Source organism: Streptomyces sp. NPDC001443 (assembly GCF_053597355.1).
In genome coordinates this window covers 114,749-132,219 of sequence record NZ_JBSFIA010000007.1, presented here as the reverse complement: position 1 = coordinate 132,219, position 17,471 = coordinate 114,749, and the positions used below count along the sequence as shown (strand labels likewise).

Genomic DNA, 17,471 nt, shown 5'->3' with positions numbered 1-17,471 from the left:
CCCCGCACCTGTTGAGGAGTACGAAGGGATGACGCCCGGCAACAACGGCGCGAGCACGCCTGAGGAAGAAGACCCGTTCGGCTACCTCTACGCCGACGGGCAGGCCAACGGAGCTCAGCCGCCCTCCGGCGGTGGCTACGGCTACCCGAACTCGGTCAGCCGGGTGCGCGCGGTCGGTGAGCGCCAGTACGGCCAGCAGGCGCCGACCGCCGCGTACGGCCAGACCGGCGTGCCCCAGCAGGGCGCGTACGGCCAGCCGAACTCGCACTACGGGGCGCCCGAGTCGCACTCCGGTGGCCCGCCCACCGCTCCCCAGCAGCCGACGCGCCGCGCCGGCAACGGCCGCGGTCCCAACACCAAGGGCCTGCTGATCGGCGCGATCGCGGTGGTCGCGGCGGTGGTCATCGGCATCGCCGTGGCGATGACGGGCGGCGGCGGCGACGACAACAAGGCGAGCGACGACACCTCCACGGCGCCCACCACCTCCGCGAGCGCCTCACCCAGCGAGTCCGGCGGCGACGAGCCCGCTGCGGAGGCCGAGCTCCCGACGGTCGACGCGAAGGCGCTGCGACTGGACGGCGGCGCCGCCCTGTCCTCGGACGTCAAGGGCGCCGAGGCGGACGGCGGCATCTACGTCGGCAACCTCAACCAGGTCGGCAGCTCCGTCACCTGGACCGTCGACGGCATCCCCGAGGACGGCGACTACACGCTCTTCGCGCACTACAGCGTGCCGGGCCAGGACCAGTCGATGACCCTCACGTTCAACGGCAAGCAGTTCGGCACCAAGCTCAACCTGGGCAACTTCGCGCACGCCGCCGACGGTGACTTCGAGAAGGGCTGGACGAAGACCTTCGCGTACCCGACCCTCACCAAGGGCACCAACACGATCACGCTGTCCTGCCAGGACGGCGACAAGTGCAACGTCCTGCTCGACCAGCTCTGGGTCAAGAAGGGCCAAGTCAAAAACTAGATCGCCTGCACTTTCCGGCCATCCTCAAATATCGAACTGTGCGCCGTGATGCGGAAGCCCCTCACGGCGCACATTGCCCTCAGCAGCTGAACTTGTGTGGGTGACTGGGCCTGTGTGGCGTCAGTTCCATTTTGTGCAGGAGTTGAGAAGGGTGTCGCCTTCGAACCTGGCGGCCTGTACCCCGACGTCAAAGATGCCGCTCTCGTCATGTGCGTAGGTGTCCCATGACTGAGTCGATCCCGCGCCATTGTAATTCGCGTGCCATGCCCAGTATTTAATTGTTCCGGCTTGGTTCTTCGTGATCAAGCGGACTCTCACGTGGTGGCCGTCGGCGCTGGTGTCGCGCGCTCCCAGCGAGAGAACTATGGTGTCGGTGGCTCCGTCGAAGTTTGAGACGGAGACATCTCCGTTGGCGCCTGTCGTAGAGCATGAAACGAAGACGTTCGAGGCTGATGCGGGAGTGGCTGATAGCACTCCAAGTATCAATGCAGAACTCGCCACGCATGAACTCAGGGCAATTCGCCTCTTCAGCACGCTGCACTCCCCGCGGGTGTTTGTCATGAAGCTGACAATGTATTGATTCCGTCAATCGAAAGTCAACGTCGTGCATGGAAAGAAGAAGGAGTGGCCGGTTTATGTTGCCGCTGCTTCATGAGTGACGGGAATCTGCCTCACCGGCTCCTTGTGCATACCCTGGTCGAACTTGGAGACGGAGCCGTCGGGCCCGGACCGCGTTCAGGCCGCGCTGCTCTCCTCCGTCACCGAGACCTGGTCCGTCAGCTCCTCGTACACCGTCCGGTCGAACTCGCCCGCCACGGGCGTGAGCACCGTCGCCGCCGACAGGACCGCCGCCCGGGCCAGCCGCGCGGGCCACGGAAGGTGTTCCACGAGGCCCGAGAGCAGCCCCGCGACCGCCGAGTCGCCCGCGCCGGTCGGATTGCCGTGCACGCGGCGCGGCGGCGCGACCCGCCAGCGGCCTTCCGGGGTGGCCGCGATCAGGCCCTGGGGGCCGAGAGAGGCCACCACCGACTGGGCGCCGCGCCGGCGGGCGTCCTGGGTCGCCTTCAGGGGCTCGTGGGAGCCGGTGAGCTCGGCGAGCTCCGCGGCGTTCGGCTTGACGATGTCCGGACGGGCCGCGATGCCCCGGCGCAGGGGTTCGCCGCTGGTGTCCAGCAGGACGGGCACCCCGGCCGCCCGCGCGGTCCGCACCAGCAGCGCGTACGCCCCGACCGGCACCCCCGGCGGCAGGCTGCCGCACAGGGCCACCGCGGCGGCACCGCGGAGCAGTTCCCCGTACGTCTCCTGGAAGGCGGACCACTCGGCCGGCGTGATGAGCGGGCCGGGCTCGTTGAGCTGGGTGGTGTCACCGGAGAGCGGGTCGACTATGGCCACCGTGCGGCGGGTCGGACCCGCGACCGGGACCAGGGCGTCCCGGACGCCGGGCGTGTCCGCGAGCCGGTCCCGCACGACCTGGCCCGTCGCGCCGCCCGCGAAGCCCGTGGCGGTCACCGGGTGGCCGAGCGCGGCCAGCACGCGGGCCACGTTCAGGCCCTTGCCGCCGGGGCGCTCCAGTACCTCGGAGACCCGGTGGGAGGTGTGCGGCCGCAGGGACCGTACGCGATAGGTGATGTCGAGAGCGGTGTTCAGCGTGACCGTGAGAATCACCCGGAGCGACCTCCCCCGAAGAAATCAGGCACACGCCTGTCGTGTCGCCTTGCCCAGAGGCCTGATCATGCCAAAGAGACGGCGGTCGGCCCAGTCCTCGGGTCGGCCACCGTCTCCATGGGAGCGGACGTTTCACGCCACTTGGGGATCGATCACCCATTCGCCCCGGCGCATCACGCCCTTGAGGTCGAAGTCCTCGTCGAGGAGCACCAGGTCGGCGTCCTTGCCGGGTTCGAGGGAGCCCACCCGGTCGTACATCCCCAGCAGCCGGGCGGGGTTGGCGGAGAGGGCGGCGACCGCGTGCTCCACGGAGAGCCGGTCGACCGTCACCGCCCGCCGGAACGCGCGGTCCTGGGTCAGGGTGGAGCCCGCGATGGAGCCGCCCTCCACCAGCCGGGCCACGCCCTCGCTGACCTCGACCTCCAGCGGGCCGAGCATGTAGCGGCCGTCGCCGATGCCGGCCGCGTCCATCGCGTCGGTGATGAACGCGACCCGGTCCGGGCCCGCGTGATGGAACGCCAGTTCCAGGGCGGCCGGGTGCAGGTGCGTGCCGTCGTTGATGAGCTCGACCGTGACGCGCTCGTCCTCGAGGAGGGCGGCGATCGGGCCGGGGGCGCGGTGGCCGAGCGCGGGCATCGCGTTGAAGAGGTGGGTGGCGACGGTCGCGCCCGCGTCGATCGCCTCCACCGTCTGCTCGTACGTCGCGTCCGTGTGGCCGATCGCCGCGATCACCCCGTGCTCGGCCAGCAGGCGTACGGAGTCCATGCCGCCCGGCAGTTCGGCGGCGAGGGTGACCATCTTCGCGTGGCCGCGGGCCGCGTCGACCAGCTTGCGGACCTCCGCCGGCTCGGGGTCGCGCAGCAGCGCCTCGGAGTGCGCGCCCTTGCGGCAGGGCGAGATGAACGGGCCCTCGAAGTGGATGCCCGCGATGTCGCCCTGTTCGGCCAGTTCGGACAGCAGCCCGGCCTGCCGGGTGAGGACGTCCATGTCGTCGGTGACGGTGGAGGCGACGAGGGTCGTGGTGCCGTGCAGACGGTGGGCGCGGACGGCCGTCAGGACGTCCTCGGCCGGGCCGGAGAAGGACGCGCCACCGCCTCCGTGGTTGTGGATGTCGACGAAGCCGGGTACCAGCCAGTGGCCGCTGACGTCCACGGTCTCCGCGTCGGCCGGGGACGGGCCGGCGATCCGGGTGCCCTCGACGAACACGCGGCCGCCGTCCACGGTCCCGGTGGGCAGTACCACCCGGGCGCCGGCGAGAACCTTCCTAGTGGCCATCAGGCGGTTACCTCCGAGGGGTCAGTGGTGGTCAGGAGATCCCGGGCGAGGAGCCCCGCGCCCAGGCAGCCGGCGGTGTCCCCGAGTGCCGCGGGGACGATCGACGGAAGCTTCTGGAAGGTGACGCGCTGCCGGACGGCGTCCCGCAGCGGTGTGAACAAGGTTTCCCCCGCCTCGGCGAGTCCGCCACCGATGACGATCGTGCGGGGGTCCAGCAGGGTGAGTGCGGTGACCAGTCCGTCGGCGAGCGCGTCCACGGCCGTCCGCCAGACCCGGACGGCGTTCGGGTCGCCGGACGCGACGGCCTTCGCGCAGTCCGCCGCGTCGGTCTCCGGGCGTCCGCAGGCGGCGGCCCACGCCTCGCTGACCGCCGAGGCGGACGCGTAGCGCTCCAGGCAGCCGCGCTGCCCGCAGGGGCAGGGGGTGCCGCCGGGCCGTACGACGACATGGCCGATCTCGCCCGCGAAGCCGTGCGCGCCCGCCTCCACCCGGCCGTCGAGGCCGATGGCGCCCGCGATGCCGGTGCCGAGCGGGACGAACAGGAAGCGGTCGGCGCCCCGGCCCGCGCCGATCCGGCCCTCGGCCAGACCGCCGGTGCGCACATCGTGCCCGAGGGCGACGGGGATCCCGCCGAGCCGCTCGGTGAGCAGGTCGCGCAGGGGTACGTCGCGCCAGCCGAGGTTGGCCGCGTAGGCGGCGATGCCCTGCCGCTCGTCGACGATGCCGGGGACGGCGACGCCGGCGGCGGCCGCGGGCTCGCCGAAGTGCCGCTCGCCGTGGGCGCGCAGCTCGGCGGCGAAGTCGAGGATGCCGTCGACGACCGCGTCGGGGCCGCGCTCGCGGCCGGTGGCCCGGCGCGCCTGGTGCAGCAGCACGGGGGGTCCGGGCGACGCTCCCCCGGACGGTGTGGTGTCCACCCCGACCAGGGCGGCCTTCATCCCGGTGCCGCCCACGTCGAGGGCGATGACATGTCTCACGGAGACAGTGTGGCCCGTGGACCCGGGAGAGGTCTAGTCCACTTGCGCGGTATAGACCTTTATTCGACAAACGGACGAGCGGCCGGCGCGGTCCGGGCGAAGAGCGGCGCAGTCGGGACAAAGCGCGGCGCGGTGTGCCAGACGGTCCGGACCGGGACGATCGCGGTGCGTGCAGGGCGGGCCTTGCCGGCGCGGTGTGCCCTGAGCGGGCAAGGCCCGCGGCGCGGTGCGACCCGGCCGCCGGCCTCGCCGCACTCCCGCTCGGCCGCCGGGAGCGGTTACGGTGCCGTCATGGACGACGACCAGGACCGCGGTGCCGCCCTCGGCCGCCGTGAACGGGACATCCTCGCCCTGGAGCGCCGGGGCTTCGCCGGCCCCGGCGCGAAGGAACGCGCCATCCGCGAGGAGCTCGGCCTGGCGCCCGTCCGCTACTACCAGCTGCTCAACGCCCTCCTCGACGACGCGCGGGCCCTCGCCGAGGACCCGGTCACGGTGAACCGGCTGAGACGGGTGCGGGAGTCCCGGCGGGCCGAACGGTGAGCGGGCCGTACCCCTGACTCGTCGCCCCCGCGTCCGACGAGTCAGGGGTACGGCCCCTGCCCCGCGGATAGGGTCGCCGTATGGGCAGCCACGACACGCACCCCCCGCACCCCGCACGGCCCCTGCCGACCCCCACGACCCCGGCGGGCCGCGAAGCACTGGACGCCATCCTCGCCCGCCCGGAGCGCTCGGTGATCGGACTCGACTTCGACGGCACGCTCGCGCCGATCGTGGCCGACCCCGAGCAGGCCCGTGCGCACCCGGACGCGGTGCCCGCGCTCGCCGCCCTCGCGCCGAAGGTGGCGGCGGTCGCCGTGGTCACCGGCCGGCCCCCCGCGGTGGCCGTACGGCACGGCGGTTTCGAGGCCGTGCCGGGCCTGGACCACCTCGTCGTGCTCGGCCACTACGGCGCCGAACGCTGGGAGGCCGGCACCGGCGCCGTCATCGCCCCGCCGCCGCACCCCGGCGTCGCGGCCGTACGGGCCGAACTGCCGGGCTTCCTCGACGCGATCGGGGCCTGGAAGGGCACCTGGATCGAGGAGAAGGGCCGGGCGCTCGCCGTCCACACCCGCCGGGCCGAGGACCCGCAGGCCGCCTTCGAGGCGCTGCGCGAGCCCCTCGCCCGGCTCGCCGCCCGCCACGGCCTGATCGTCGAGCCCGGCCGCATGGTCCTCGAACTGCGGCCGCCGGGCATGGACAAGGGCGTCGCCCTCACGGACTACGTCCGCGAGATCGGCGCCGAGGCCGTCCTCTACGCCGGTGACGACCTCGGCGACCTCCCCGCCTTCGCGGCCGTCGACAAACTCCGCTCCGAGGGCGTCCCAGGCCTCCTGGTGTGCAGCGGCAGCGACGAGGTGGCCGCCCTGCGGGAACGGTCGGACCTGGTGGTCGACGGCCCCGAGGGAGTCGTGGACCTGCTGCGCGCCCTGACGGCCCGGCTCGGCTGACGGCCCGGCTCGAGGCCGACCGCCGGGGCGGTCGGCCTCGAGCCGCAGGACGGTCAGCCGCGCAGAGCGTTCAACTGGTCCAGGAACCACTGGGCCGGCGGCAGCGCGGTCGCCGCGCCGGCCAGCCGCTTCGTGCGCTCCGCCCGCTCGGGCACCGGCATCACCAGCGCCTCGTGCAGCGCCCGCGCCGTCCCGGTCACATCGTACGGATTGACGGTGATCGCGTCCTCGCCCAGCTCCTCGTACGCCCCCGCCTCCCGTGACAGCACCAGCGCGCACCCCTCGTCGGAGACGACCGGCACCTCCTTGGCGACCAGGTTCATGCCGTCCCGGATCGGGTTCACCAGCGCCACGTCGGCCAGCCGGTACGCGGCCAGCGAGCGCGCGAAGTCGTCCTTCACGTGCAGCACGACCGGCGTCCAGCCCGGCGTCCCGTACCCGGCGTTGATCTCGTCCGCGAGCCGTTGCACCTCGGCGGTGTACTCGCGGTAGACCGCGAGGTCCTGCCGGGAGGGGTAGGCGAAGGCGACGTGCACGACCCGCTCCCGCCACTCGGGGTGGTCGTCGAGGAGCTGCCGGTACGCCAGCAGACCGCGCACGATGTTCTTCGACAGCTCGGTCCGGTCCACCCGCACGACCGACCGGCGGCCCTCGCCGATCTCCGCCCGCAGCGCCGCCATCCGCTCGCCGACGTCGGCCCGGTGGGCGCGCTCGCGCAGGAAGTCGGCGTCGGCTCCGAGGCCGTGCACGCCGATCGCCGTGGTCCGCGGCGCGCCGCCGCCGGGCGGGGTGTGCTCGATCGTCCCGTGCGGTCCGTCGTCCGGCCGGGCCGGGCGGATCCGCTCGCGGTCCACCTCACCGGCGCAGTCCATGAAGGCGCCCGCCCACCGGTGGGTGAGGAAGCCCAGCCGGTCCGCGCCGAGCATGCCCCGCACGATCTGCTCGCGGATGTCGTCCGGCAGCATCCGGAAGTAGTCCGGCGGCGCCCACGGGGTGTGCGAGAAATGGCCGATGCGCAGGTCGGGGCGGAGTTCTCGGAGCATGCCCGGCACCAGCGTCAGGTGGTAGTCCTGGACGACCGCCGTCGCCCCCTCGGCCGCCTCCTCGGCGAGCGCCTCGGCGAACGCGCGGTTGTAGCGCTCGTACGACGCCCACCGGCGCCGGAACTCCGCGTCGAAGACCGGCTCCAGCGGGGTCTGGTACAGCATGTGGTGGACGAACCAGAGCACCGAGTTGGCGATGCCGTTGTAGGCGTCGGCGTGCACGTCGGCCGGGATGTCCAGCATCCGCACGCCCGGCTCGCCCGTGCCGCGCCGCACCGCCTCGCGGTCGCCGTCGGACAGGGCGGAGCACACCCACAGCGCCCCGGCGTCGGGCCCGATGGCCGACAGGCCCGAGACCAGCCCGCCGCCGCCCCTGCGGGCGTGCAGCGAGCCGTTCTCGCGCACCTCGTACGAAACCGGGCCGCGGTTGGACGCGACCAGCACCTCAGCAGCGTGCGTGGAAGCCATACGCCTCAACCTAGCCCGGCCCGGAAACGCTCAAACGTGCGGAAGGCCCCTGACAGTCCGGAAACATTTGTATACGAACCCTTGGGGAACATCACCGCGCGCATCCGTCAGGCCACCTTGCGTGACGCGTACTCGGCGATCTCGGCCATCGGCGGCCGCTCCTCCGTGTCCACGGAGTACGTGCGCGGCTCGAAGCCGTCCCGGCCCCGCTCGAACTGGGTGAGGGAGGGCCGGACCAGATGCCCGCGGGCCATCCGCAGCTGCGCGGTGCGGTAGATGGCGGCGGCCATCCGGCCCAGTGCCTGTCCGTCCTGGTGGCGGTGCTTGCGCACCCCGACGTCCACCTGGGCGAGCGCGTCGAGGCCCACCAGGTGCAGCGAGTCGACCAGCATGCCCAGCTCCACCCCGTACCCGACCGGGAAGGGCAGCTGTTCCAGCAGGGAGCGGCGGGCCGCGTACTCGCCGCCGAGCGGCTGCACGAAGCCGGCCAGCTGCGGCCAGTGCATGTTCAGCAGCGGGCGGGCCATCAGCTCGGTGACCCGGCCGCCCTGGCCCGCCGCCCCGCCGAGCGGGCGGTCGTACATGGCCTTGACGAGGTCGACGTCCGGATCGGTGAGCAGTGGGCCCACGATGCCGGAGACGAAGTCGGAGGAGAACTCCCTCAGGTCCGCGTCGACGAAGCAGACGATGTCCCCGCCGGTGACCAGGAGGGACCGCCACAGCACCTCGCCCTTGCCGGGCACGGCCGGGATGCGGGGCAGGATGGCGTCGCGGTGGACGACCCGGGCGCCCGCGGCCGCGGCCACCGCCGAGGTGCGGTCGGTGGATCCCGAGTCGACGACGACGATCTCGTCGACGAGCGGGACCTGCTGCATCAGGTCGTGCCGGATCACGGCGACGATGTCGCCGACCGTCTCCTCCTCGTTGAGCGCGGGCAGGACGACGGAGACCGACTGGCCCCGGGCGCGTTTCGCGGCGAGGATCTTGTGGAGCGGGCGGTCGTTGACGGACCAGGAGCGGGTGCTCAGCCAGCGCTCGACTTCTTCCAGCACAGCGGCGGCTCCTTCTGCGTTCTGCGTGCTCGCGGCGGGTGGGAGTGCCCGCTGCGACAGCGGTCGACGGTCACGGGCATCTCGCGGTTCGGACGACTCTCTCAACTGTCGGGGCCTTCGGTTACAGTCTTGAACAACGCGGATGACCATCGCATGTCCAGGGTGGCCGACCGCTGAAAACTTCATACCGCTCATCCAGAGGGGCAGAGGGATACGGCCCGATGAAGCCCCGGCAACCCTCCAGTCGGTTTCTCGTTCACGCGAGGCTCCCGGCTCGGGAAGGTGCCAAATCCGTCTCACGGCGAAGTGCGTCGTGAGGAAGATGAGGAGAAAGGGCCTCGCCTCCATGGCTGCGCAGACTGCTGTAAGCACCACGAACCCCGTCGATCTGGGCTCCGCCGCGGCGCTCTCCTGCCGCGAGTGCGGACACCGGGTACCGCTCGGCCCGGTCTTCGCCTGCGAGGAGTGTTTCGGCCCGCTCGAGATCGCCTACGACTTCTCGCGGTACGAGACCGAGGAGCTGCGCAAGCGGATCGAAGCGGGACCCGCGAACATCTGGCGCTACGCGCCGCTGCTGCCCGTCCCCGCGGACGTGGCGGACAAGCCCAACATCAACCCCGGCTGGACCCAGCTCGTCAAGGCCGACAACCTGGCCCGTGAACTCGGTGTCACCGGTGGGCTGTACGTGAAGGACGACTCCGGCAACCCGACGCACTCCTTCAAGGACCGGGTCGTCGCCCAGGCCCTGGAGGCCGCGCGCGCCTTCGGCTTCACCACCCTGTCCTGCTCCTCCACCGGCAACCTGGCCGGCGCCGTCGGCGCCGCCGCGGCCCGCGCCGGTCTGCGCTCCTGTGTGTTCATCCCGCACGACCTGGAACAGGGCAAGGTCGTCATGGCCGCGATCTACGGCGGTGAACTCGTCGGCATCGAGGGCAACTACGACGACGTGAACCGTTTCTGCTCCGAGCTGATCGGCGACCCGGCGGGCGAGGGCTGGGGCTTCGTCAACGTCAACCTGCGGCCGTACTACGCGGAGGGTTCCAAGACCCTGGCGTACGAGATCTGCGAGCAGCTCGGCTGGCGGCTGCCCGACCAGCTGGTCGTCCCGATCGCCTCGGGCTCCCAGCTCACGAAGATCGACAAGGGACTCCAGGAGCTGATCAAGCTCGGCCTGGTCGAGGACCGGCCGTACAAGATCTTCGGCGCCCAGGCGGAGGGCTGCTCGCCGGTGTCCGTGGCCTACAAGGCCGGCCACGACGTCGTACGCCCCCAGAAGCCGGACACCATCGCCAAGTCCCTCGCCATCGGCAACCCGGCCGACGGGCCGTACGTCCTCGACATCGCGCGCCGCACCGGCGGTGCCGTGGAGGACGTGACGGACGAGCAGATCGTGGACGCGATCAAGCTGCTGGCGCGGACCGAGGGGATCTTCGCCGAGACGGCGGGCGGGGTGACGGTGGGCGTGACCCGCAAGCTCATCGAGAACGGCCTGCTCGACCCGAGCCTGACGACCGTCGTGCTGAACACCGGTGACGGCCTGAAGACCCTCGACGCGGTGGCCGGCACCGGTCTGACCGCGACCATCCGCCCGAACCTGGACTCCTTCCGAGAGGCTGGCCTCGCATCATGAGCGTCAACGTCCGCATCCCCACCATCCTGCGCACCTACACCGGCGGCGCCGCGGAGGTGAGCGCCGAGGGCGCGACCCTCGCCGAGGTCATCTCCGACCTGGAGAAGAACCACACCGGCATCGCGGCCCGCGTCCTGGACGACCAGGGCAAGCTGCGCCGGTTCGTCAACGTGTACGTGAACGACGACGACGTCCGCTTCGAGCAGGGCCTCGAGACGGCGACCCCGGACGGCGCGGGCGTCTCCATCATTCCGGCGGTCGCCGGAGGCTGATCATTACCTTCGGTAACCTCGGTTACCGAGTGTTCATCGAATTGCCCCCTCCGCGAGAGAAGCGGAGGGGGCAATTCTGTGTGATTGAGCGCGGTAGAGTTGGGGAACCCGCTCCCGATTCCGGGGTTTGCGACCTTCACCACCTGCCGTACGGACGACGAGAAGTAGCCAAAGTGGGCAGGTGTTTTGCGCCTTTCGTTCCCAATGCCTGGCCCAAGTTGCCCTGGAACAAGGCGAATTGCACATGTTCCGTGAGCCCGTCGTGCCCGGATTTCTCGTCCGATTGACCTGTTGCAGACGGCAGTTGGACAGATACATTCAGCCGCGGTCGACGCGTTCCGGCGCACGCCCCCGTCCCATGGGGGGTGAGGTCTGACCCGGATCCGCGAAGTGTGGATCTGTGCAAGGGCCAGTAATAGGGGAGTTAGGCATGGCTCAGGGCACCGTCAAGTGGTTCAACGCGGAGAAGGGGTACGGCTTCATCGCGGTCGACGGTGGTGCGGACGTGTTCGTCCACTACAGCGCGATCCAGATGGACGGGTACCGCACCCTGGAAGAGGGCCAGCGGGTCGATTTCGAGATCTCGCAGGGTCAGAAGGGGCCGCAGGCGGACATGGTCCGCCTGGCGACCGGCTGAAGCACGCGCCGACTTATTGCAGCGACGTTCTTCTGTTCTTTCGTCGAAGGGCTCGCATCCCCCGGGATGCGAGCCCTTCGGCCTGTCCGGGCACCGCCGCGCGGGACCCGCGGATCACCCGGGGCGCTCGCACTCGTCGGCCGGAGGCGCTTGCACTCGGCAGGGGCGAGTGCTAATCATTGCGTTAGCACTCTGAAGGTGAGAGTGACAACGAGGACCGGGTCGGTGAGGCCCGCAGGCCAAGTGGGGCAAGGAACCACGAGGCGTGCGAGCCGTCCGTCGCGGGCGCCAGCGCGGTCCGGAGCAATCCACCCCAGTCCGGGAGGACCACTTCACATGGCCAAGATCATCGCGTTCGACGAGGAGGCACGGCGCGGCCTCGAGCGCGGCATGAACCAGCTCGCGGACGCCGTGAAGGTGACGCTCGGCCCCAAGGGCCGCAACGTCGTCCTCGAGAAGAAGTGGGGCGCCCCCACGATCACCAACGATGGTGTCTCCATCGCCAAGGAGATCGAGCTCGAGGACCCGTACGAGAAGATCGGCGCCGAGCTGGTCAAGGAAGTCGCCAAGAAGACGGACGACGTCGCCGGCGACGGTACGACCACCGCGACCGTCCTCGCCCAGGCGCTCGTCCGCGAGGGTCTGCGCAACGTGGCCGCGGGTGCCAACCCGATGGCCCTCAAGCGCGGCATCGAGAAGGCCGTCGAGGCTGTCTCCGGCGCCCTGCTCGAGCAGGCGAAGGATGTCGAGACCAAGGAGCAGATCGCTTCCACGGCCTCCATCTCCGCCGCCGACACCCAGATCGGCGAGCTCATCGCCGAGGCGATGGACAAGGTCGGCAAGGAAGGCGTCATCACCGTCGAGGAGTCCCAGACCTTCGGTCTGGAGCTGGAGCTCACCGAGGGTATGCGCTTCGACAAGGGCTACATCTCGGCGTACTTCGCCACCGACATGGAGCGGATGGAGGCGTCGCTCGACGACCCGTACATCCTGATCGCCAACTCCAAGATCGGTTCCGTCAAGGACCTGCTCCCGCTCCTGGAGAAGGTCATGCAGTCGGGCAAGCCGCTGCTGATCATCGCCGAGGACGTCGAGGGCGAGGCCCTGTCGACCCTGGTCGTCAACAAGATCCGTGGCACCTTCAAGTCCGTCGCCGTCAAGGCCCCGGGCTTCGGTGACCGCCGCAAGGCGATGCTGAACGACATCGCCATCCTCACCGGCGGCGAGGTGATCTCCGAGGAGGTCGGCCTCAAGCTGGAGAACGCGACCCTGGACCTCCTGGGCCGCGCCCGCAAGGTCGTCATCACCAAGGACGAGACCACGATCGTGGACGGGGCCGGCTCCGCCGACCAGGTCCAGGGCCGGGTCAACCAGATCCGCGCCGAGATCGAGAACTCGGACTCGGACTACGACCGCGAGAAGCTCCAGGAGCGCCTGGCGAAGCTGGCCGGCGGCGTGGCCGTCATCAAGGCCGGTGCCGCCACCGAGGTCGAGCTCAAGGAGCGCAAGCACCGCATCGAGGACGCCGTCCGCAACGCGAAGGCGGCCGTCGAGGAGGGCATCGTCGCCGGTGGTGGCGTGGCCCTGCTCCAGGCCTCCGCGGTGTTCGAGAAGCTCGAGCTCTCGGGTGACGAGGCGACCGGCGCCAACGCCGTGAAGCTCGCCCTGGAGGCCCCGCTGAAGCAGATCGCCGTCAACGGTGGTCTCGAGGGCGGCGTCGTGGTCGAGAAGGTCCGCAACCTGACCGTGGGCTGGGGTCTGAACGCGGCCACCGGTGAGTACGTCGACATGATCGCCGAAGGCATCATCGACCCGGCGAAGGTGACCCGCTCTGCCCTGCAGAACGCCGCCTCCATCGCCGCGCTGTTCCTCACCACCGAGGCCGTCATCGCCGACAAGCCGGAGAAGGCCGCGGCCCCGGCCGGCGGCGGCATGCCGGGCGGTGACATGGACTTCTGATCGACCTCTGGTTGATCCACGTCCTTACCGAGGGCGGTACCTCCCGACGACGGGGGGTACCGCCCTCGGGCATTTCCCGGTCCGGCCGGTCCGGGCCCGCGTCCCCGCCCGCGCTGCGGCGGACCGGCGTCCGGTGCGTGTCCGGGATCACAGAACACGGTGACGGTGGCCGGAATGCGTCGGGGGCGCGGTGCCGTTGAGGTAGGCACGCGTTATATGCGTATGCACATACCGTCCGGTCTATCGTCACTTCGCGAGGAGCCCCCCACGTGAGCGTCACCGAGTCCGCAGTCTCCCGTGCGGCCGAGATCCTGTCCCGGCCCGTCGACATCAACGGCCTCACCGTCCCCAACCGCATCGTGATGGCGCCGATGACGCGCGAGTTCTCCCCGGGAGGGGTCCCGGGCGAGGACGTGGTGTCGTACTACGCCCGCCGCGCCGCCGCGGGCGTCGGCCTGATCGTCACCGAGGGGACGTACGTCGGCCACGACTCGGCCGGTTACAGCGACCGGGTACCGCGGTTCCACGGCGAGGAGCAGCTCGCGGGCTGGTCGAAGGTCACCGAGGCCGTGCACGCGGCGGGCGGGACGATCGTGCCGCAGCTGTGGCACATCGGCATGGTGCGCCGCCCGGGCCAGCCGCCGTTCGCGGACGCCCCGCCGGTCGGCCCCTCCGGCCTCTACAAGGAGGGCGCCGAGGTCACCGGACGGGCCATGACCCAGCAGGACCTGGACGACGTCGTCGAGGCGTTCGCGAAGGCGGCGGCCGAGGCCGAGCGCATCGGCTTCGACGGGGTCGAACTGCACGGCGCCCACGGCTATCTGATCGACCAGTTCCTGTGGGCGGGCACCAACCGCCGCACCGACGCCTACGGCGGCGACCCGGTGGCCCGGACGAAGTTCGCCGCGGAGATCGTCGCCGCGGTGCGCGCGGCCGTCTCGCCCCGGTTCCCCGTCATCTTCCGCTACTCGCAGTGGAAGCAGCAGCAGTACGACGCCCGGCTCGCCGAGACCCCGCAGGAGCTGGAGGCGCTGCTGGCCCCGCTCGCCGCGGCCGGTGTCGACGCCTTCCACGCCTCCACCCGCCGCTACTGGCTCCCGGAGTTCGACGGCTCCGACCTCAACCTGGCCGGCTGGACCAAGAAGCTCACCGGCAGGCCCGCCATCACCGTCGGTTCGGTCGGCCTCGACGGCGACTTCATCAACGCGTTCGTCGGCGAGGGTTCCCCGGTGCTCGGCATCGACAACCTCCTCGACCGCTTCGAGCGCGACGAGTTCGACCTGGTGGCCGTCGGCCGCGCGCTGCTCCAGGACCCGCAGTGGGCGGCGAAGGTGCTGGCCGACCGCTTCGACGAGCTGAAGCCGTACGACGCGGCCGCCCTGAAGACCCTCAGCTGAACCGTCGGGGCCCGCGGACGCCCTCTGGCCGCGGGCCCCGACTCCCGTTAGCGTGCGGCGGATGAGGATCCTGCATCTGTCCGACACCCATCTGGAGCGGACGGACGAGCCCAACCGGCACGGCGTCGACGCCACCGGGTCCCTGCGGCTGATGCTGGCCGAGCTGGCCGGTCAGCGTGACATCGACGCGGTCGTCGTCACCGGCGACCTGGCGAACGACGGGGCGGTGGAGGCGTACACGACCGTACGGGAGGCCGTGGGCGCGTTCGCGCGGACCTGGGGCGCCCCGGTCTTCTTCACCACCGGCAACCACGACGAGCGCCAGGCCTTCGCGAAGGTGCTGGGCAGCGGGCACCTGGGACCGGACGGCACGGACCGGGCCGCCGCCGTCCTGCCGGGGGCCGAACGGGCCGCCGTCGGCGAGGTGGCCGGCCACCGCTTCGTGACGCTGGACTCGCTGGTGCCCGGCGAGGTCTACGGGCGGCTGGGGGAGACCCAGCTCGCCTGGCTGCGCGAGGTGCTGGCCACGCCCGCGCGGCACGGCACCGTCCTCGCGCTGCACCATCCGCCGATCTGTCTGGACGTGCCGACCCAGCGGGCCTTCGGCCTGCTCGACGCGGACGCCCTGGCCGACGCGATCCGCGGGACGGACGTACGGGTCGTGCTCGCCGGACACTTCCATCTCCAGCTGTCCGGCTTCCTGGCGGGCGTGCCGGTGTGGGTCACGCCAGGCGTGGTCAACCGCGTCGACCTGACGACCCGGCCGGGCACCGAGCGCGCGGTACGCGGCGCGTCCGCCTCGCTGGTGGAGCTCGGCGGGACGGCGGGGCCGATGTTCCACACCTTCCACGCGCGCGACCCGCGGGCCCACGAGACCGTCTACGAACTCGACGAGGAACGCACCCGCGAGGTGCTCGCCCGGTACGGGCCCCCGGACCTGCGATAGGCCCCGGCGCAGCCCCGGGGCTCGGGCGCCCCGGGGGGCGGGCGTGCAAGTTTTCGCTTGCTTAAGTCAATCAATCGACTTAAGGTTGCCTGAGTCAAGCACATTGGCGTGCCCGCGCGTCCCATTCCCACGGAGGCCTCTTCATGTCCGACGCTCCTGTCCGGCCCGCAGCCGCCGGGGGAACCGCCCCGCCGAGGTCGAACGCAGTGGTGGCGGTCCTGGCCTTCGCCGGAATCGTCGTCTCGCTGATGCAGACCCTGGTCATCCCGATCGTCCCCGAGCTGCCGAAGTACCTGAACGCCTCCGCGTCCGACGCGGCCTGGGCGGTCACCGCCACCCTGCTCGCCGCGGCCGTGGCCACGCCCGTCGCCGGCCGGCTCGGCGACATGTTCGGCAAGCGCAAGCTGCTGCTGGTCAGCATCGTGCTGCTGGTCTCCGGCTCGGTGGTCTGCGCGTTCAGCGACTCGCTGGTCCCGATGATCATCGGCCGTGCCCTCCAGGGCCTGGCCGCCGCGGTCATCCCGCTCGGCATCAGCATCATGCGCGACGAACTGCCGGCCGAGAAGCTGGCCGGCTCGATCGCCCTGATGAGCGCCTCACTGGGCGTCGGCGGTGCCCTGGGCCTGCCCGCCGCGGCCTTCATCGCCGACAACTTCAGCTGGCACGTCCTGTTCTGGACCTCCGCGACCCTCGGCGTCGTCGCCTTCGGGCTGGTACTGACGCTGGTGCCGGAGTCCCCGGTGCGCTCCGGCGGACGTTTCGACTTCCTCGGCGCGCTCGGTATGGCGGCCGGTCTGGTCTCCCTGCTGATCGCCGTCTCCAAGGGCGGCGACTGGGGCTGGGGCAGCGGCACCACGCTCGGCCTGTTCGCCGTCGCGGTCGCGGTCCTCGTCGCCTGGGGCTTCTTCGAGCTGCGCACCACGACCCCGCTGGTGGACCTGCGCACCACCGCCCGCCGTCAGGTCCTGTTCACCAACCTCGCCTCGATCGCCTTCGGTTTCTCGATGTTCGCGATGGCGCTGGTCCTGCCGCAGCTTCTCGAGCTGCCCACCCAGACCGGTTACGGCCTCGGCAAGTCGATGATGACCGCCGGTCTGGTCATGGCTCCGCAGGGCCTGGTCATGATGGTGTTCGCCCCGGCGTCCGCGGCCATCACCAAGGCCAAGGGCCCGAAGGTCACCCTGATGATCGGCGCCGTGATCGTCGCCGCCGGGTACGGCCTGAACATCGTCCTGATGTCCGAGGTCTGGCACCTGATCCTGGTGTCCTGCATCATCGGCGCCGGTGTCGGCTTCGCCTACGGCGCGATGCCCGCGCTCATCATGGGCGCCGTCGACCCGTCCGCCACGGCCGCGGCGAACGCCCTCAACACCCTGATGCGGTCCATCGGCACCTCGGTGTCCAGCGCCGTCGCCGGAGTGATCCTGGCCAACATGACCATGAACCTCGGCGGCTACGCGCTGCCGTCCGAGAACGGCTTCAAGGTCGTCATGGCCCTCGGCGCGGGCGCCGCCGCCCTCGCCTTCGTCCTCGCCGCCTTCCTGCCCGGCCGCCGGCCGGCGGCCACGGCCGGCGAACCGGACCCGCAGCCCGGGAACGAGGCGGCCGACGGTGCCGCCGAGATCTCCGGAGCCAAGGCGTAGCACGCGCAGGACGCGTTCTCACCGGACGGCCGCCGCCCCGCACCGACGGG

16 protein-coding genes and 1 riboswitch are annotated in these 17,471 nt (G+C 71.2%); of the genes, 10 read left to right on the top strand and 6 right to left on the bottom strand.

Annotation, left to right across the window (positions count from 1 at the left end; translation table 11 throughout):
- The first annotated feature begins 28 nt into the window (after positions 1-28).
- On the top strand, positions 29-970 hold the full coding sequence (locus ACWC24_RS10875; RefSeq protein WP_450662501.1) for a carbohydrate-binding protein: 942 nt from the start codon (positions 29-31) through the stop codon (positions 968-970).
- Positions 971-1,090: 120 nt separating this feature from the next.
- On the opposite strand, the gene ACWC24_RS10870 is transcribed toward ACWC24_RS10875, so the two are convergent.
- The 4 genes from ACWC24_RS10870 to ACWC24_RS10855 all read right to left on the bottom strand — a co-directional run bounded on the left by ACWC24_RS10870 (position 1,091) and on the right by ACWC24_RS10855 (position 4,887).
- Positions 1,091-1,531, bottom strand: a complete 441-nt coding sequence (locus ACWC24_RS10870; RefSeq protein WP_450662500.1) for a hypothetical protein — start codon at positions 1,529-1,531, stop codon at positions 1,091-1,093.
- Positions 1,532-1,705: 174 nt separating this feature from the next.
- Positions 1,706-2,635, bottom strand: coding sequence for a 1-phosphofructokinase family hexose kinase (locus ACWC24_RS10865; RefSeq protein WP_450662499.1), 930 nt, complete (start codon positions 2,633-2,635; stop codon positions 1,706-1,708).
- A gap of 132 nt (positions 2,636-2,767) precedes the next feature.
- The gene (nagA, locus tag ACWC24_RS10860) at positions 2,768-3,910 is read right to left on the bottom strand and encodes an N-acetylglucosamine-6-phosphate deacetylase (protein ID WP_450662498.1); all 1,143 of its coding nucleotides are present in this window, start codon (positions 3,908-3,910) and stop codon (positions 2,768-2,770) included.
- A complete protein-coding gene (locus ACWC24_RS10855) occupies positions 3,910-4,887 on the bottom strand; it encodes an ROK family protein (RefSeq protein ID WP_450662497.1) in 978 nt (325 codons plus the stop codon). Before ACWC24_RS10855 ends, nagA begins: the two co-directional genes overlap by 1 nt.
- Positions 4,888-5,178: 291 nt before the next feature.
- Here ACWC24_RS10855 and ACWC24_RS10850 point away from each other — a divergent pair, with 291 nt between their 5' ends.
- Both ACWC24_RS10850 and otsB read left to right on the top strand, forming a co-directional pair.
- Positions 5,179-5,427 (top strand): DUF3263 domain-containing protein, encoded by a 249-nt coding sequence (locus ACWC24_RS10850; protein ID WP_450662496.1) that lies wholly within the window; start codon positions 5,179-5,181, stop codon positions 5,425-5,427.
- An 80-nt stretch (positions 5,428-5,507) separates the two neighbouring features.
- A complete protein-coding gene (gene otsB, locus ACWC24_RS10845; RefSeq protein ID WP_450662495.1) occupies positions 5,508-6,374 on the top strand; it encodes a trehalose-phosphatase in 867 nt (288 codons plus the stop codon).
- Positions 6,375-6,427: 53 nt separating this feature from the next.
- On the opposite strand, the gene ACWC24_RS10840 is transcribed toward otsB, so the two are convergent.
- Positions 6,428-7,885 carry an alpha,alpha-trehalose-phosphate synthase (UDP-forming) gene (locus ACWC24_RS10840; protein WP_450662494.1) on the bottom strand — a complete coding sequence of 486 codons (1,458 nt, stop codon included), beginning with the start codon at positions 7,883-7,885 and terminating at the stop codon, positions 6,428-6,430.
- Positions 7,886-7,992: 107 nt separating this feature from the next.
- Positions 7,993-8,937: a glucosyl-3-phosphoglycerate synthase gene (locus ACWC24_RS10835; RefSeq protein ID WP_450662493.1), complete on the bottom strand. Its 945-nt coding sequence runs from the start codon at positions 8,935-8,937 to the stop codon at positions 7,993-7,995.
- A 188-nt stretch (positions 8,938-9,125) separates the two neighbouring features.
- A riboswitch (SAM riboswitch) is annotated at positions 9,126-9,266 on the top strand.
- 17 nt (positions 9,267-9,283) lie between these two features.
- Between ACWC24_RS10835 and thrC the strand changes: the two genes are divergently transcribed.
- The 7 genes from thrC (at position 9,284) to ACWC24_RS10800 (ending at position 17,421) form a co-directional block, all read left to right on the top strand.
- On the top strand, positions 9,284-10,567 hold the full coding sequence (gene thrC, locus ACWC24_RS10830; protein ID WP_450662492.1) for a threonine synthase: 1,284 nt from the start codon (positions 9,284-9,286) through the stop codon (positions 10,565-10,567).
- Positions 10,564-10,839 carry a MoaD/ThiS family protein gene (locus ACWC24_RS10825; RefSeq protein ID WP_152894496.1) on the top strand — a complete coding sequence of 92 codons (276 nt, stop codon included), beginning with the start codon at positions 10,564-10,566 and terminating at the stop codon, positions 10,837-10,839. The genes thrC and ACWC24_RS10825 overlap by 4 nt, the downstream gene beginning before the upstream one ends.
- A 430-nt stretch (positions 10,840-11,269) precedes the next feature.
- A complete protein-coding gene (locus tag ACWC24_RS10820) occupies positions 11,270-11,476 on the top strand; it encodes a cold-shock protein (RefSeq protein WP_007493268.1) in 207 nt (68 codons plus the stop codon).
- A gap of 336 nt (positions 11,477-11,812) precedes the next feature.
- Positions 11,813-13,435, top strand: coding sequence for a chaperonin GroEL (gene groL / locus ACWC24_RS10815; protein ID WP_152894495.1), 1,623 nt, complete (start codon positions 11,813-11,815; stop codon positions 13,433-13,435).
- Positions 13,436-13,704: 269 nt separating this feature from the next.
- Entirely contained in the window at positions 13,705-14,832 is a 1,128-nt protein-coding gene (locus tag ACWC24_RS10810; protein WP_450662491.1) for an NADH:flavin oxidoreductase, read from the top strand.
- A 61-nt stretch (positions 14,833-14,893) separates the two neighbouring features.
- On the top strand, positions 14,894-15,778 hold the full coding sequence (locus tag ACWC24_RS10805; protein WP_450662490.1) for a metallophosphoesterase family protein: 885 nt from the start codon (positions 14,894-14,896) through the stop codon (positions 15,776-15,778).
- Positions 15,779-15,921: 143 nt separating this feature from the next.
- The gene (locus ACWC24_RS10800) at positions 15,922-17,421 is read left to right on the top strand and encodes an MFS transporter (RefSeq protein ID WP_450662489.1); all 1,500 of its coding nucleotides are present in this window, start codon (positions 15,922-15,924) and stop codon (positions 17,419-17,421) included.
- Positions 17,422-17,471: the final 50 nt, after the last annotated feature.

Coding starts and splice junctions, on each gene's coding strand:
- ACWC24_RS10870 (WP_450662500.1), bottom strand. CDS start 1,531: ATGACAAACACCCGCGGGGAGTGCAGCGTGCTGAAGAGGCGAATTGCC.
- ACWC24_RS10850 (WP_450662496.1), top strand. CDS start 5,179: ATGGACGACGACCAGGACCGCGGTGCCGCCCTCGGCCGCCGTGAACGG.
- ACWC24_RS10840 (WP_450662494.1), bottom strand. CDS start 7,885: ATGGCTTCCACGCACGCTGCTGAGGTGCTGGTCGCGTCCAACCGCGGC.
- thrC (WP_450662492.1), top strand. CDS start 9,284: ATGGCTGCGCAGACTGCTGTAAGCACCACGAACCCCGTCGATCTGGGC.
- ACWC24_RS10825 (WP_152894496.1), top strand. CDS start 10,564: ATGAGCGTCAACGTCCGCATCCCCACCATCCTGCGCACCTACACCGGC.
- otsB (WP_450662495.1), top strand. CDS start 5,508: ATGGGCAGCCACGACACGCACCCCCCGCACCCCGCACGGCCCCTGCCG.
- ACWC24_RS10805 (WP_450662490.1), top strand. CDS start 14,894: ATGAGGATCCTGCATCTGTCCGACACCCATCTGGAGCGGACGGACGAG.
- ACWC24_RS10820 (WP_007493268.1), top strand. CDS start 11,270: ATGGCTCAGGGCACCGTCAAGTGGTTCAACGCGGAGAAGGGGTACGGC.
- groL (WP_152894495.1), top strand. CDS start 11,813: ATGGCCAAGATCATCGCGTTCGACGAGGAGGCACGGCGCGGCCTCGAG.
- nagA (WP_450662498.1), bottom strand. CDS start 3,910: ATGGCCACTAGGAAGGTTCTCGCCGGCGCCCGGGTGGTACTGCCCACC.
- ACWC24_RS10875 (WP_450662501.1), top strand. CDS start 29: ATGACGCCCGGCAACAACGGCGCGAGCACGCCTGAGGAAGAAGACCCG.
- ACWC24_RS10800 (WP_450662489.1), top strand. CDS start 15,922: ATGTCCGACGCTCCTGTCCGGCCCGCAGCCGCCGGGGGAACCGCCCCG.